This is a genomic window from Kluyvera georgiana, from assembly GCF_050990895.1.
GTDB classification, from domain to species: domain Bacteria; phylum Pseudomonadota; class Gammaproteobacteria; order Enterobacterales; family Enterobacteriaceae; genus Kluyvera; species Kluyvera georgiana.
This window is the reverse complement of record NZ_CP158865.1, coordinates 3,912,645-3,926,464: the sequence shown is the minus strand read 5'-3', so window position 1 is coordinate 3,926,464 and position 13,820 is coordinate 3,912,645. Positions and strand designations below refer to the sequence as shown.

General features: G+C 49.6%; 13 protein-coding genes, 1 tRNA gene and 1 pseudogene. 10 read left to right on the top strand and 5 right to left on the bottom strand.

The features are described from left to right. The first annotated feature begins 69 nt into the window (after positions 1–69). A tRNA-Thr gene (locus ABTW00_RS18720) sits at positions 70–145 on the top strand. Between the two features lie 163 nt (positions 146–308). Beyond that, positions 309–1,475 carry a tyrosine-type recombinase/integrase gene (locus ABTW00_RS18715; RefSeq protein WP_160180599.1) on the top strand — a complete coding sequence of 389 codons (1,167 nt, stop codon included), beginning with the start codon at positions 309–311 and terminating at the stop codon, positions 1,473–1,475. 15 nt (positions 1,476–1,490) lie between these two features. On the opposite strand, the gene drt4 is transcribed toward ABTW00_RS18715, so the two are convergent. The 4 genes from drt4 to ABTW00_RS18695 all read right to left on the bottom strand — a co-directional run bounded on the left by drt4 (position 1,491) and on the right by ABTW00_RS18695 (position 5,180). Further along, positions 1,491–3,107 (bottom strand): antiviral reverse transcriptase Drt4, encoded by a 1,617-nt coding sequence (gene drt4 / locus ABTW00_RS18710; RefSeq protein WP_433636824.1) that lies wholly within the window; start codon positions 3,105–3,107, stop codon positions 1,491–1,493. Between the two features lie 504 nt (positions 3,108–3,611). Then, positions 3,612–4,178: a phage polarity suppression protein gene (locus ABTW00_RS18705; protein ID WP_433636822.1), complete on the bottom strand. Its 567-nt coding sequence runs from the start codon at positions 4,176–4,178 to the stop codon at positions 3,612–3,614. A 15-nt stretch (positions 4,179–4,193) separates the two neighbouring features. Next, entirely contained in the window at positions 4,194–4,433 is a 240-nt protein-coding gene (locus ABTW00_RS18700; protein WP_433636819.1) for an ogr/Delta-like zinc finger family protein, read from the bottom strand. A 3-nt stretch (positions 4,434–4,436) separates the two neighbouring features. After that, complete coding sequence (locus ABTW00_RS18695; RefSeq protein ID WP_433636817.1) at positions 4,437–5,180, bottom strand: capsid protein; 744 nt, start codon at positions 5,178–5,180, stop codon at positions 4,437–4,439. A gap of 550 nt (positions 5,181–5,730) precedes the next feature. Between ABTW00_RS18695 and ABTW00_RS18690 the strand changes: the two genes are divergently transcribed. The 6 genes from ABTW00_RS18690 (at position 5,731) to ABTW00_RS18665 (ending at position 10,100) form a co-directional block, all read left to right on the top strand. Continuing rightward, complete coding sequence (locus tag ABTW00_RS18690) at positions 5,731–5,997, top strand: helix-turn-helix transcriptional regulator (protein WP_170974233.1); 267 nt, start codon at positions 5,731–5,733, stop codon at positions 5,995–5,997. Next, a complete protein-coding gene (locus tag ABTW00_RS18685) occupies positions 5,994–6,545 on the top strand; it encodes a host cell division inhibitor Icd-like protein (RefSeq protein WP_433636815.1) in 552 nt (183 codons plus the stop codon). The genes ABTW00_RS18690 and ABTW00_RS18685 overlap by 4 nt, the downstream gene beginning before the upstream one ends. Beyond that, entirely contained in the window at positions 6,542–6,769 is a 228-nt protein-coding gene (locus ABTW00_RS18680) for a hypothetical protein (protein WP_433636813.1), read from the top strand. Before ABTW00_RS18685 ends, ABTW00_RS18680 begins: the two co-directional genes overlap by 4 nt. Next, a complete protein-coding gene (locus tag ABTW00_RS18675) occupies positions 6,766–7,086 on the top strand; it encodes a DUF5375 domain-containing protein (RefSeq protein WP_433636811.1) in 321 nt (106 codons plus the stop codon). Before ABTW00_RS18680 ends, ABTW00_RS18675 begins: the two co-directional genes overlap by 4 nt. Positions 7,087–7,100: 14 nt before the next feature. Continuing rightward, on the top strand, positions 7,101–9,434 hold the full coding sequence (locus tag ABTW00_RS18670; RefSeq protein WP_433636809.1) for a primase-helicase zinc-binding domain-containing protein: 2,334 nt from the start codon (positions 7,101–7,103) through the stop codon (positions 9,432–9,434). Between the two features lie 108 nt (positions 9,435–9,542). Beyond that, the gene (locus ABTW00_RS18665; protein WP_433636807.1) at positions 9,543–10,100 is read left to right on the top strand and encodes a hypothetical protein; all 558 of its coding nucleotides are present in this window, start codon (positions 9,543–9,545) and stop codon (positions 10,098–10,100) included. A 1,627-nt stretch (positions 10,101–11,727) separates the two neighbouring features. On the opposite strand, the pseudogene ABTW00_RS18660 reads toward ABTW00_RS18665, so the two are convergent. After that, a pseudogene (locus ABTW00_RS18660) lies at positions 11,728–11,912 on the bottom strand (hypothetical protein); the annotation flags it as partial. Between the two features lie 141 nt (positions 11,913–12,053). Here ABTW00_RS18660 and ABTW00_RS18655 point away from each other — a divergent pair. Both ABTW00_RS18655 and ABTW00_RS18650 read left to right on the top strand, forming a co-directional pair. Next, positions 12,054–13,025: a fatty acid desaturase gene (locus ABTW00_RS18655; protein WP_433636805.1), complete on the top strand. Its 972-nt coding sequence runs from the start codon at positions 12,054–12,056 to the stop codon at positions 13,023–13,025. After that, positions 13,018–13,818 carry a phosphate/phosphite/phosphonate ABC transporter substrate-binding protein gene (locus tag ABTW00_RS18650; RefSeq protein WP_433636803.1) on the top strand — a complete coding sequence of 267 codons (801 nt, stop codon included), beginning with the start codon at positions 13,018–13,020 and terminating at the stop codon, positions 13,816–13,818. The genes ABTW00_RS18655 and ABTW00_RS18650 overlap by 8 nt, the downstream gene beginning before the upstream one ends. Positions 13,819–13,820 lie beyond the last annotated feature (2 nt).

Genomic DNA, 13,820 nt, shown 5'->3' with positions numbered 1-13,820 from the left:
ATTGACGCATCGCCCGGTTAGTCTTAACCTTTTACCCCGTGATTCACGCTCGTGAACACCTCTTGCAGGGCCGATATAGCTCAGTTGGTAGAGCAGCGCATTCGTAATGCGAAGGTCGTAGGTTCGACTCCTATTATCGGCACCATCTCAACTTCCTCAAACGTCCGTATTCATCCATAAATACCCTGATTTATAAAGATTTTACTGCTTTTTAGTCCCTCGCCGTCCGTAACCATCCAGTAGAATCCGATACAGAATATGTATAGGATTGTGTATATGTTCCTGTTCGGTCTTGGATTCCTATACACATGCCTTTAAACGATATGCAGATTCGCCGCGCTAAGCCTGAAGCTAAAGCCTATACACTTGGAGATGGGCAAGGGCTGTCATTGCTTATAGAACCTAATGGAAGCAAGAGCTGGCGGTTCCGTTATCGTTTTGCCGGTAAACCCAAAATGATCTCGCTTGGTGTGTATCCGACGATCACACTTGCAGATGCCCGTTCCCGTCGTGACGATGCCCGAAAACTGGTCGCCGAAGGAAAGAATCCGAGTGAGGTTCGAAAAGAGCAGAAGATTGCTTTGCAAACCGAGTCTGAAAGCGCGTTCGAAAAGATAGCCACAGAGTGGCACCAGATGAAGTCTGCCAAATGGTCGGCAGGTTATGCGTCAGACATCATGGAAGCGTTTCAGAACGACATATTCCCTTATGTAGGCGCGAGGCCAGTTGGTGAAATTAAACCGCTGGAACTGCTTAATGTGCTGCGTAAAATTGAAAAACGCGGTGCATTGGAGAAAATGCGCAAAGTTCGGCAGCGATGTTCAGAAGTTTTTCGCTATGCCATAGCAACCGGGAGAGCTGAGTTTAATCCGGCAGCGGATCTCTCTAGCGCCCTCGAAGTTCATCAATCCAATCATTTCCCGTTCTTAAAGGCTGATGAAATACCTGATTTTCTACGCGCTTTAAACGGTTACACCGGAAGTCGGCTTGTTCTGATTGCCACGAAATTGCTGATGATTACGGGTGTAAGAACCATCGAATTACGTGCGGCCTTATGGTCAGAATTTGATCTAGATAACGCTATTTGGGAAATTCCCGCTGAAAGGATGAAAATGCGTAGGGCACACCTTGTGCCACTATCTACTCAAGCGTTAGATTTACTCAATGAACTCAAGATAATGACAGGGAACTATCGTTATGTTTTTCCGGGACGGAATGATCCAAACAAGCCTATGAGTGAGGCAAGTATCAACCAGGTAATCAAGCGTATCGGTTATAGTGGGAAGTTAACGGGGCATGGATTTAGACATACTTTATCTACGATATTACATGAAAGTGGATTTGAAAGTGCTTTAATTGAGATGCAGCTGGCTCATGTTGATAAAAATAGCATACGAGGAACTTACAATCATGCTCTATACATTGAGAAAAGGAGAGAAATGCTTCAATGGTATGCACGAAACTTAGGCCTCTGAAACGAGGCCTGAAAACTACGCCATATAATCGTTAAAGCTTACAATCTCATCCTCGTCTTCGAGAAATGGGTTGTTGATGACATGACAATATGACTCAGCTTTGGTATTATAATTTTCATCTGGCATAAAGTTAACGCCATAATTTTTCATGATGTCAAAGCATTTGTCATTATAAGGACTTGGGGCTTTATCATTAAGGAATCGCTGATAAAAAAGGAGCCAATATCTGTCTATGTCATATTCATAATCTAATTTAATAATATCTGCAACAAAACCATTGATTTCTTCTTCATATATCCCTGTGCTATCTAGCAAGCATAAGCTCAAGCAGTCACCGAAACTAATAATCATTTTTATAACATCATCATCTATATCAATGTTATTTTTGATGCAAAAATAAAGAGTCCAAGCCATACCGTCAGAGTATTTATTCTCTGCACACATTCTCAAAATCTCATTGAATTTATTCTTATACTCATCACCATCATCTAAATAAATATCTTCGATAAGAACGCCTAGATATGGAATAAGCATTGGATAATGCCATGATAAGTTAAGAAGGTAGTCATACACCTGAGTGATTGTATACTCATCTAGATTGTTTATTACCAGTGAAATAGCGTATTTTAGTATGCTCCCACCACCTACTTGAGTGTTCAACTGCACAGCATAATCTAGAAAATTAATTACTTCAGAAGAGCTTAGAGTATTCAGATTCTGATCTGTAAAACGTTTCTTTGTTGGTGAGTTTACATTAAGCAAAGAAACCCAGTTATCATTCAAAGTCCCTGGGAGATTAGTTATTTTAGTCTTGTGTAAGTTTAGTGATAATTTATACTTAGAAAGCTCCATACCAAGTAAATGTAAAAAAGACTTCGCATCATCATGTGTTTTACAATAACATGTATAGTCATCTATATAACGTCTAAATAAAAAACCATCATCCCTCAGTTTTTTGTCTACAGCGCTTAAAATAATCTCGCAAACAATACTTGAGGTTGCTGGGCCAATAGGAACACCATGTGTCTCATTCCTCTTAGCCTGACGCTGAAAATAGTCAAGCTTGTCGCTCCAGTGTTTATCTTGGTTTTTTACTTTAGTATTTAAGGCTATTTTTGCATTATTAATACCTACGACCGCCCACGGAATAGAGTGTGAGTAGATGTTGGTAAAGCAACCTGATATATCTGCGTTAACTTTAAATCGCCGTCCAAAACCATCATTCAGTTCTCTTACGGTTTTAGTTTCTGCATCCTCATAATTCATTATTATAACACGGCCATCAGTATGCATGTCTGGTTTGATCATGCTGCTTTCATTTTGTTTTATAAACCGTATTTCCTCCCAGTTATCATGTATATGCTTGGCTAATTTTGCGTACGCTTTTGGATGGATGATTGAGAGCGTTCTCGGGAAATTGTTATATCTGGTAGCGTAATACTCTATACAATCATAACCTTGTAAGCTTCTACGCCCTGATGTGTCAGATGAAACTAATTCTGCTATTTCCGGTGTGAATGTTCTGGAAGAAAAGCACGGTGGGATTTCACTTATCGAACCTTTTTGGTTGGGGAAGTAGTTATGTCTCAATAAGGCTTCATATAAATGCCGCTTTTCATCAAAAATTGCCATAAGTCCTCAGGTTAGCTAAATGATGATAAATTTCAAGAGCCATTAAATCACCATTTTCAACTAAACCCAATAAGTAAAACTCATACACACCTCACATATACCTACTTTTACCCATTTGCTAATTTATGAATCTGATGCCACACGGTTTCACTGAAAGGTTCATATTTATTGTTCGATATTGAGTATATCTGCTCCGATGCTAAGTGGTTTTATCGAAACCCGGGAAAACCCTACGTTGAGTAGTGACCTATCCTGCAGATGGGAGTTAGTTTCAAAAAATGCTGAAAATATATCATTACACTTTGGCGCGCAATGCTCTCCCCGCCACGCCTGCCCGCTTAAGAAGTCACTTTTAATGCAAGTGCATGAACCGTCTCAGGCCTCGCCGGTACTGGCGAGGTGGGGGAAATAAAATACGGGGATTTGCATGCAAAACCATGCACCTTATGGATGCATGGCTTTTTTTGGGAAAAATAGCGGAATTTTCGCGGATTTTTTCGCGTGCTACCGTGCGGCCTGTTCTGCACGTCGGCGGGTGTAAATCAGGTTCTGTGCCGGGGTGAATTTCTGGCGATTATCATCCCGCGAAGCCGCATCAGGCCTGAATCCGATGGCCGTTAAAATATCGTTGTCCTGCACGGAATAATTAATTTTTTCACCCGCGGCCAGCCACACCGACAGGGCTTCACGCAGATAATCAACCGAGTGCTGCATGGCGCTCTGTTTTACTGCGTGAAGCTGTTCGTTATACCCCATAAGTTCAGGCGCCAGCGTGGCGGCCAGCTCCGCGCCGTGCTGTTGCATAAAGTCATGGAGCCGGTTGCGGATGCTGATGTGCTGCACTTCCTCATGTGAGCGGATATAGCGACCGGCGGCCTGATTAATCTCCCATTTTTTCACGTCGATATTGTCGCGCAAATCCTGCATTCTGCGCGGGATTTGTTCGTCACCGGCAAGGAGCTGTTCACGGTATTCCCGTTCGAGGTCTGCCAGTTCGGCTTTACGTTTCAGCCAGGTGTTTTTGTTCGTCTGACAGGCCTCAAAGGCCTGCTGCAATGTCACAGTGGTCACGTGTCTCTCTCCTGATTAATGCCGGAACGGCGAGCTGTAGCAGTCCTGTACTTTACGCGGCGGCGCTGGCGTCACCGGGGCGGGGGCGGTTTTCTCCGGTGCGGCACGTATCACACCGTCAACAGACTCGATGGTGCGGAAAGTGGCCGAGCATTCGATATTGGTACACTGGTGATAACGCTGTTTGACGTTTTCCGACAGATACCGGCTGGTTCGGACATGCGCGGTCTTTTTGCAGAACGGGCAGTGAAACATAATTCAGCCCTCCGCCTGTTCAGGGTTTTTGGCTGCCAGTTCAGCGGCAAGCTTCATCCGTTTAGCGGGGCTTTTGAACAGTTCCATATCAACCCCGTTAATTACCGGACGATTCATGCCCGTTACGGACAGAACCGGCTCCTGCTCCATATCAAAATGATACAGGGCTGACTGCATATTAAGTGCATCACCCAGCTCGCGATTTACGGTCGCACGCGGCGAGGTTTCTCCGCTCATTTCCAGCGACCGTATACGCAACAGAAAGGCACGTAATAGTGCGGGGCTGATACCGGCCAGCGCCTTCTTCCACTCGCTGTTGGCGTAAGTGGTGAACGCTTTTTCATGGGCGCTGATATAAGCAGTACCGGAGGAGCATGCTCCAAGCATGGCGTGGCTTTTGTCTTTCTCCAGCTCGGTAATCAGACCGGTGAACTCATTAGCCAGTTCGCGGCTGGCGATACGTTTACTGTGTTCAGCTTTCAGTTCAGGAGTGAGGTTGCCGCGTAAAGTTCTAAAGCGGCTGCGCCAGTCCTGTTCGGCCTGTGCACTTTCACTGAGGGCGGTCTGTCGTTCCTGCTCACAACGCAGAATGGAAGCCTCAATGTCGCTGAGTTTACCCATGCTGGCCGTGTGTGCGTCTTTTGCTTCGTTAAGTGCGGCCAGCGCACCGGCAATACGTTGTTCCGCGCCTTCATCCTGTTTACTGATAACGGTCTGCATGGCTTTGATAATGAGTTCGGGTTTCATGTTCAGGCTCTCCGTGTGTTCAACCTGAAATGATTCTGACGCCTCCTGCACAACAACACGATTCATTACCGTTGTCAGAGTGCTGGCACAAACAGACCTTAAAATCAGGCTGGCCAGAGAAAGGTCGCAGGAAAATCTTACTCACCGTTTGTTTTTTTACTTATAACTATTCACCACTGTTCACCTTAAATAAAAATATAAGTAATACAGTAAGATAAAGGGTGAACAGTTGAGGGTCTGACTGTTCACCGTCTGTTCACCACTGTTCACTCATCTTCTGAACTCTCTTGGAGGTTTATATATTTTTTATTCATAAATAATGCCTTGTTAACCACTTTTGGTTGTATATGGGTGTGCCAGAATGTGCCAAAGGATACCCACGATATACCAGAACATTGTCAGAGATTGTTGCTGTATAAAAAACAGCCTGTTGTGTGGTGTAACACTACAAAATGACTTGTTGCCCTGAGGGAAAATATTCACAAAATAGAGAGCTACCCGAAGCCGGACGGACACGACCGGCACTGTATGGACATTATGAGGTAGCCCGATGCACACTGCTTTTTCTTCCCCGTTTTCTGCCCCTGCCGCGCCACTGATGCCGGTTTCTGATACCGTTCACGAACGCTTTATCCGTCTGCCCGAAGTGATGCATCTGTGCGGCCTGTCCCGCTCGACCATTTACGACCTCATCAGCCGGGAAGCCTTCCCGAAACAAATCTCCCTCGGCGGAAAAAACGTGGCGTGGGCGCAGTCTGAAATCACTGCATGGATGGCTGATCGCATTGCCGAACGTAACCGGGGCTATGACGCATGATGATGGCCGCTCAGCAAAAAGCCCCTTTTTCTGGCTTGCTTCTTTTCGCCGTTTCCAGGTATAGTTTTCCCGCTGTCGCAAAATCGGCAGCCGGGATTGGCGTCCCGTTTACAACATTGGCGACACCGGACGCGCCTTGCGTCTTTTTTTGTGTCTATGCCTCAGCGCATCCATTTTTGATCCAGAGATTTATCTGTCTATGGATCTTCCGTGTAATGGTGGCTCAGGCGGGGGCTTCTCACGAAGCGCCGGTTTCCAATGTTGCCGGTTACGCCAACCCCGTCTGGGCTACCACCAGTGAAATTGGCGTTTCCAGTGGTAGCAGTCACATGCAAACATTGGAGGTTGCCACTATGGCTACGACCCTCATCCCGTCACACCCGCAGTTTGTCTTTGTGTTTGCCGCCGTTCGTCGCGCAGACCGTAAACCCCGTATATGCATGCTCCGCACCGTTGCCGGTGACGAGCACGCCGCACGCCTTTCCCTCGTTCGCGATTACGTCCTCTCGTTCGCTGGCCGTCTGCCGGTTGCGGAGGTCCGCGCATGAGACACACCACCATTACCGCCCGTGACCTCGAATGCCTCGAGCACATGCGCAACGTCGGCCAGCTCGTCAATGAGCTGATGCAGGTGCAGGACTGCGCCACTGTTCGTCGTGACCCTGCGCAGCAGTTGCAGCTCACCTCCGTGATTTACCTCATGACCGTCCAGCTCGACGGCGTGGTCGAACGCTGCAATCAGCACTGGCTGACCGGGGAGGGCAACATATGAAAAATCCATTACCGTCCGTATTACGCGCCGCGCTGTATCGTCGCGCCGTGGCCTGCGCATGGCTGACCCTGTGCGAACGCCAGCACCGATACCCGCACCTCACCCTTGATGCGCTGGAAAGCGCCATTGCCGCCGAGCTGGAGGGCTTCTATCTGCGCCAGCACGGCGAGGAAAAAGGTCGCCAGATTGCCTGTGCACTGCTGGAAGATTTAATGGAAGCCGGACCACTCAAAGCCACGCCGTCGCTGTCCTTTCTCGGCCTGGCCGTGATGGATGAGCTTTGCGCCCGTAATATCACGTCGCCGGTACTGCACTGAGGGAGAAAACAACGATGAAAATGAACGTAACAGAAACGGTAAAACAGGCGTGCGGCCACTGGCCGAACATTCTCCCGGCACTGGGTGTGAAGGTGATTAAAAACCGCCATCAGTCCTGCCCGGTGTGTGGCGGCTCTGACCGTTTCCGCTTTGACGATAAAGAAGGGCGCGGGACGTGGTTCTGCAATCAGTGTGGCGCAGGTGACGGGCTTAAGCTGGTAGAGAAAGTGTTTGGCGTGACCCCGTCAGTGGCTGCCGGAAAGATAAACGCCGTGACCGGCAACCTGCCGCCGGTTGCCCCGGAAGTGATTGCGGCCGCAGAGGCTGAAACGGAGGCTGACCGCAAAGCGGCGACCGCGCTGGCTGTCAGGCTCATGGAGAAAACCCGACCGGACACCGGCAACGCCTACCTCACCCGCAAGGGTTTTCACGCTCTGGAATGTCTGACGCTCACCGCCATACATAAAACCGGCGGCGTGATGTTCCGCGCCGGTGATGTGGTTGTCCCGCTTTATGACGATACCGGCGCACTGGTTAACCTTCAGCTTATCAATGCAGACGGTCTCAAACGCACGCTGAAAGGCGGTCAGGTTAAAGGGGCATATCATGTCATCGAAGGGAAAAAACAAGCCGGAAAACGCCTGTGGATTGCGGAGGGTTATGCGACCGCACTCACCGTGCATCACCTGACCGGCGAAACCGTCATGGTGGCGCTGTCCTCCGTGAACCTCCTTTCTCTGGCGAGCCTTGCCCGTCACAAATACCCGGCCTGTCAGATTGTCCTCGCCGCCGACCGAGACCTTAACGGCGACGGCCAGAGTAAAGCCGCTGCAGCCGCAGATGCCTGTGAGGGCATTGTTGCCCTGCCGCCGTTGTTCGGTGACTGGAATGATGCGTTTATGCAGAAAGGTGAAGAAGCCACCCGGAAAGCCATTTATGACGCCATCCGGCCACCGGCGCAAAGTCCGTTTGATACCATGAGCGAGGCAGAATTTACCGCCATGAGCGCCAGCGACAAGGCCTTGCGGGTGCATGAGCATTACGGCGAAGCGCTGGCGGTGGATGCGAACGGCCAGCTCCTGTCCCGCTATGAAAACGGCATCTGGAAAAATATCCCTGCCGCCACTTTTTCACGGAATGTGGCTGACTTATTCCAGCGTCTGCGCGCCCCGTTCTCGTCCGGGAAAATTGCCTCGGTGGTGGAGACCCTGAAACTGATTATTCCGCAGCAGGATACACCGGCGCGCCGTCTGATTGGCTTTCGCAACGGGGTTCTCGATACCCAAAGCGGCGTATTCAGCCCGCACCATAAATCGCACTGGCTGCGCACGCTGTGCGACGTGGATTTTACCCCGCCGGTGGACGGGGAAATGCTGGAGACTCACGCGCCGAACTTCTGGCGCTGGCTCGACCGTGCGGCCGGTAAAAATCCACAAAAACGCGACGTGATTCTGGCTGCGCTGTTTATGGTGCTGGCGAACCGTTACGACTGGCAGCTCTTTCTCGAAGTCACCGGTCCCGGCGGGAGCGGCAAAAGTATTCTGGCCGAAATCGCGACCCTGCTCGCCGGGGAAGATAACGCCACGTCAGCCGATATCGACACACTGGAAGACCCGCGCAAGCGTGCCTCCCTGATTGGCTTCTCGCTTATCCGTCTGCCAGACCAGGAAAAATGGAGCGGTGACGGTGCAGGGCTTAAGGCCATCACCGGCGGCGATGCAGTCTCGGTTGATCCGAAATACCAGAACCCCTACTCAACACATATTCCGGCGGTGATTCTGGCCGTGAACAACAATCCGATGCGCTTCACCGACCGCAGCGGCGGTGTGTCACGCCGCCGGGTGATTATTCACTTCCCGGAGCAGATTGCCCCGGAGGAACGCGACCCGCAGCTCAGGGATAAAATTGCGTGCGAGCTGGCCGTTATCGTGCGCCAGCTTATGCAGAAGTTCAGCGACCCGATGGCAGCGCGCGCACTGCTCCAGTCGCAGCAGAACTCCGACGAGGCGCTCAGCATTAAGCGCGATGCTGACCCGACATTTGATTTTTGCGGCTATCTGGAAATGCTCCCGCAGACAAACGGGCTGTTTATGGGCAATGCCAGCATCATCCCGCGTAATTACCGTAAATATCTCTATCACGCGTATCTGGCCTATATGGAGGCTAATGGGTACAGGAACGTGCTCAGCCTGAAAATGTTCGGGCTGGGGCTGCCCATGATGCTGAAAGAGTACGGCCTGAATTATGAGAAACGGCACACTAAGCAGGGGATACAGACTAACCTGTCGCTGAAAGAGGAAAGCTACGGCGACTGGTTGCCGAAGTGCGATGACCCCGCCGCGGCATAACCAACCTAAGACCGGCAATAGCCGGTCTGTTACTTTAATTGCTGACATAATGATTTACGAGATGTGTATAATGGTCGAATATTTCATCTGTTTTTCGAGAGGTAGAAAATGGATTACTTTCAGACCGGTGGGCTATTAATAAATATATTAACAATGTTGGTTGCCGTTGGCTCATCATGTATTAGTTACCTTGTTTACAAAGAAAGCACCTACCCGGACGTCATTGTTTACCTTGAACAAAATAATGAAGTTAAAACTGTTTTAAATATTGTAATTAAGAATATAGGTAAAAGTGCTGCAAAGGATGTAACCTTCAGTTTTAATGAAAATATCTTCAAACAATCACTTTCTAATTGTGAGTATGGTGCGTTAACGGGGGGGGCATTGGTTTCAGGCATACCGTTCCTTGCACCAGGTTCATGCAGGATATTGAGGCTTGGAAATTTCGCTGATTCTAAGAAGATTTTAGGTGACCAAAAAATTAGAGTAACTACAACTTTCCGTAAAGCTAATAGCAAGAACCCTTTCGCAAGAAATATTACTAATGAAAGTTATATTGAATTGTTATCACTGGCTAGGGTGGATGCCTCAGATAATAGTAATGAGAAAAAGATTGCTGAAAATCTAGCCAAAATTGAGAAAGCTTTGCTTAAGATAAAAACATAACACTAACTTATCTGCGTCAGAATAGTCTTTCTTACCTGCAATTTATATTTTTCTGCCATGAAGGGTGAACAATCCACTGTTCACCCTTCACCGTATATTCACCCTGTATCACTATGAAATTATTGATAAAAAACTAAAGGTGAACAGAGTGAACAGTAAAACCTGAAAAAACTTTTTATCCTCCCCCACTCATCGCCTGACCGGGCACATCCAGAACGAGAACAAATCACAATGGTGAAGAGTCGACTGTTCACTATTCACCAACTCATCACCACCTAACCATATGATATGAAATGAGAAATAATCGAGGTGAACAGTGTGAACAGTTAAGTGTAAAAAAACTTTTTCTTACCCAGAATCAGGTTCAAAAATGAACGCTATCGCCGATGTGTATAGTGGTGTGTATAGTTTTATTTGTCGAATTTAAGTTTTCAATATAAATCAGCAGCTTATGTTTAGTTATCGGTTCCTATTATCGCACCATTTAAATCAATCAGTTCTCTCACTTTTAAGTAACCCCCGTTTTCTCTTGTGCCGTATTTGTGACACTAAAGAATGGCGATGCCTGAAAGATGTTGGCTTCCTGTGCGTCCTGTAAAAGCTAAGCGGCAGGGTAAAGAGGTGATGACCGCTAACCGATTAACCCACCATACCTTGTAGGCCGTTGGGAGATATTCCAGCGCCTGAACGATATCACTATGGCAGCTTGAGAATGTGCGTTTTTGGGTAACCGTCTATGGGATAAGGCGCCTAATCTTCCGCCAGAATACCCGGTAGAATGGTGCGGCATCACACATCCAGGCGGCGAAATGGCCTATGAACCGTCAATTGCTGCGTTGGTTGAGTCAATAGCGAAGGCTGATGGCACGTTTGCCAGGAGAGAAGAACAATTGTGATTAATTTTCGCCCGATTACCCATTCGGAACTCATAAGCAGGGGCAATGAGCCCCTGCATCATGGAGTTTCAAAATGTCACGTACACGAGCGGAGCGCCGCCACCATGAGCGCCGTATAAAGCAGAAGCGTCGCCAGTATTTTCATTTTTTTGTCGGCATGTCGCCACGTATGGTCGGAATCATTGCACGCACCCCAACATCTTGCTCTTGCCCTCTGTGTGGAAATCAGCGTGAGCATCACGGTATGAGCTGGCAGGAGATTAACGACCGCTTGCGATATACCGATTAGCAGGAGGATAAATGCACTATGACACCACCGGAGAACATTTGTAGGTACCTTAATTGGAGCTTACTAATGTCTACTTTCAATACCCGTAAAGACCGTGATTACCACGGTAAACCATTGCCACACTGGCGCGTACAGTACGCTACTCGCTGTCGTGTAAAGCATATTCACTACGCCGATCGTTATGGAGACAATGCGCCCCGAGTAAACTACAGCAAGAATCCGGGTTACTGGAACAACTTATATACGACCCGCCGACGTCGCGCTGATGATCGCGCCCTGGCGCATGCTGTAGTCACTGGCGCAGCTCCTGATAGTCTGATTTGGTTGCCAAATAATCGGCCCATGGAATATTACTGGTAAACCTCAAACCCGCTGCGGCGGGTTTTTTATCCCTGGATTAACACCGCCTCTTATTGAGGTGGTCAGCAGCAGATATTGGCTTTTAAATGTGCCTAAGCATCTTTTTGCATCGCGAAAATTGAGCGCATATTTCCCATTTTAAAATGTCCTCAAAATCGGCGCTGCTTAGAGCTGGTGCGAAGTACAACATATCCCTCGCCAATGTCCGGCGACGCTGAAGGCGTTCGCCTGGCGTTTCTTCAACGTCGTAATTTCAGAGTCTATTATCATCCGGCGGCTAATCTGATGTTACAGCGGTGCTGCCCCAGTTTTTCTGGCAAAGCATAGCGATTTAAGTTCTTTGTTATTTCAGGCGTTATCCCGGATCTTCATGCCATATATACACTGGCGGAAAGGGCGTCTGAAGGAATGGGTAAACGAAACTCCCTCTATTTGCACCAACAACAACGAGAACATATTCACCAGCTTTCAACCAGCATCCTGTGGCGCAGCGAACTCCCGACCTGGATAATAATGATGGCCATTTATGGCGGCTGGTTTGCGACCCTGGCGAACTGGCAGGCCTTGGGCTTATATCCCGCCACCATGCTGCTTATCGGGTTTACCGCCTGGTACATGTCGCTACAGCATGAGTTGATCCACGGACATCCCACCCGCTTCCCCCGGCTGAACCAGCTTTTTGGCACGCTGCCGCTGGCGGTCTGGTATCCGTATGGCCTGTACCGCGACTCCCATCTGGCGCATCACCGTAATGACCACCTTACCATACCGGTGGACGATCCTGAGTCTTATTACTTTAGCGATGAAAGCTGGGCGCGGTTTCGCCCGTGGCAGAAGCGGGTGATTCATCTGCGTAATACCTTTATCGGACGGCTGTTGCTGGCGCCGCTGATAGATATCGCGCAGACGCTGGGCAGTGCCGTGTCCGCCTTTCACCGCATGCAGGTTGCCGCCATGCTGATGTGGCTCACCCACGTGGCCTTACTCGCCGTGCTTTTTGGCTGGATGTCGCACCTCGGCTTCTCGCCTGTGTGGTTTGTTGTGGCGGTGAGTTACCCCGCGCTGGCGCTGACCAAAGTGCGATCTTTTTTTGAGCACCGGGCGGCGGACGATCCGCTGGCGCGTTCGGTCATCAACGAGGCCGGACTATTCTGGCGGGTTCTGTTTTTGAATCTTAACTATCATTCTGTACATCACGATCTGCCGGGCGTGCCCTGGTACGGGCTGAAGGCGATTTATCTGCACAATCGCGATGCCTATCAGCAGCGCAACCACGGTTTTCTGGTGAAGGGATACGGCGAATGGTTACGCCATTTCTGGGGGAAAGCGGTGGACGTGACGGTGCATCCGGGGATCGATAAAGGAGACGGTCATGGGTGATCCGCTGGCATTCCCGATGTATGCCGTTAATCGCCACGACACCGATGCCCTGTGGCTGGCGGTTCAGAAACTGCTGGTTGCCCGGGGCGTGCCGGTAGAAAGCCTCACGCCAGCGTTGCCGCAGGAGGCGCTGGTGGCACACTGGCAAAACCCGCAGTTGCTCCTGAGCCAGACCTGCGGCTACCCACTTGTGACGCAGCTTTGGGACGTTCAGGTGGTTGGTTGTTTTCACTACACCGCGCCGGGCTGCGAGAACATCTATTACCGCAGCGTGCTGGTGGCGCGTGAAGAGGATAAACAGCAAACCTTTGCTGATTTTCGCGGCCGAGCGGTGGTGTGCAATTCCACAGATTCGCAGTCAGGTTACAACGTACTCATGAAAATGGTGACACCTCTGGCGGTGAACGGGCGTTTTTTCTCGCGCGTTGCCCTGAGCGGCAGCCATCGTCAGTCGCTTCATGACGTGAAGCGCGGTGAAGGAGATATTGCGGCCATCGACTGCGTTACCTGGGCGTTATTACAACGTCATGAACCCGCGTTACTGGACGGACTGGCGATTATCGACCAAAGCCCGCTGGCGCCTGGATTACCGCTTATCACCGCCGGGAAAACCTCTCCCGACACGCTGGCTGCGCTGCGCGAGGCGCTTCATACGCTGGTGAGTGCGCCGGAATACCGGGAAATTTGTGCCGCGCTGCTGATAGGCGGGTTTAGCGAGGTGACGCGCGAGCCTTATTCGCGGTTACTGGACTGGCGCAAGGCGGCGCAAACAGCCGGTGTTACCCGGCTGTAGCT

Coding starts and splice junctions, on each gene's coding strand:
- ABTW00_RS18695 (WP_433636817.1), bottom strand. CDS start 5,180: ATGAAACCCGAACTCATTATCAAAGCCATGCAGACCGTTATCAGTAAA.
- ABTW00_RS18655 (WP_433636805.1), top strand. CDS start 12,054: ATGGGTAAACGAAACTCCCTCTATTTGCACCAACAACAACGAGAACAT.
- ABTW00_RS18685 (WP_433636815.1), top strand. CDS start 5,994: ATGATGATGGCCGCTCAGCAAAAAGCCCCTTTTTCTGGCTTGCTTCTT.
- ABTW00_RS18670 (WP_433636809.1), top strand. CDS start 7,101: ATGAAAATGAACGTAACAGAAACGGTAAAACAGGCGTGCGGCCACTGG.
- ABTW00_RS18700 (WP_433636819.1), bottom strand. CDS start 4,433: ATGTTTCACTGCCCGTTCTGCAAAAAGACCGCGCATGTCCGAACCAGC.
- ABTW00_RS18675 (WP_433636811.1), top strand. CDS start 6,766: ATGAAAAATCCATTACCGTCCGTATTACGCGCCGCGCTGTATCGTCGC.
- drt4 (WP_433636824.1), bottom strand. CDS start 3,107: ATGGCAATTTTTGATGAAAAGCGGCATTTATATGAAGCCTTATTGAGA.
- ABTW00_RS18690 (WP_170974233.1), top strand. CDS start 5,731: ATGCACACTGCTTTTTCTTCCCCGTTTTCTGCCCCTGCCGCGCCACTG.
- ABTW00_RS18715 (WP_160180599.1), top strand. CDS start 309: ATGCCTTTAAACGATATGCAGATTCGCCGCGCTAAGCCTGAAGCTAAA.
- ABTW00_RS18680 (WP_433636813.1), top strand. CDS start 6,542: ATGAGACACACCACCATTACCGCCCGTGACCTCGAATGCCTCGAGCAC.
- ABTW00_RS18650 (WP_433636803.1), top strand. CDS start 13,018: ATGGGTGATCCGCTGGCATTCCCGATGTATGCCGTTAATCGCCACGAC.
- ABTW00_RS18665 (WP_433636807.1), top strand. CDS start 9,543: ATGGATTACTTTCAGACCGGTGGGCTATTAATAAATATATTAACAATG.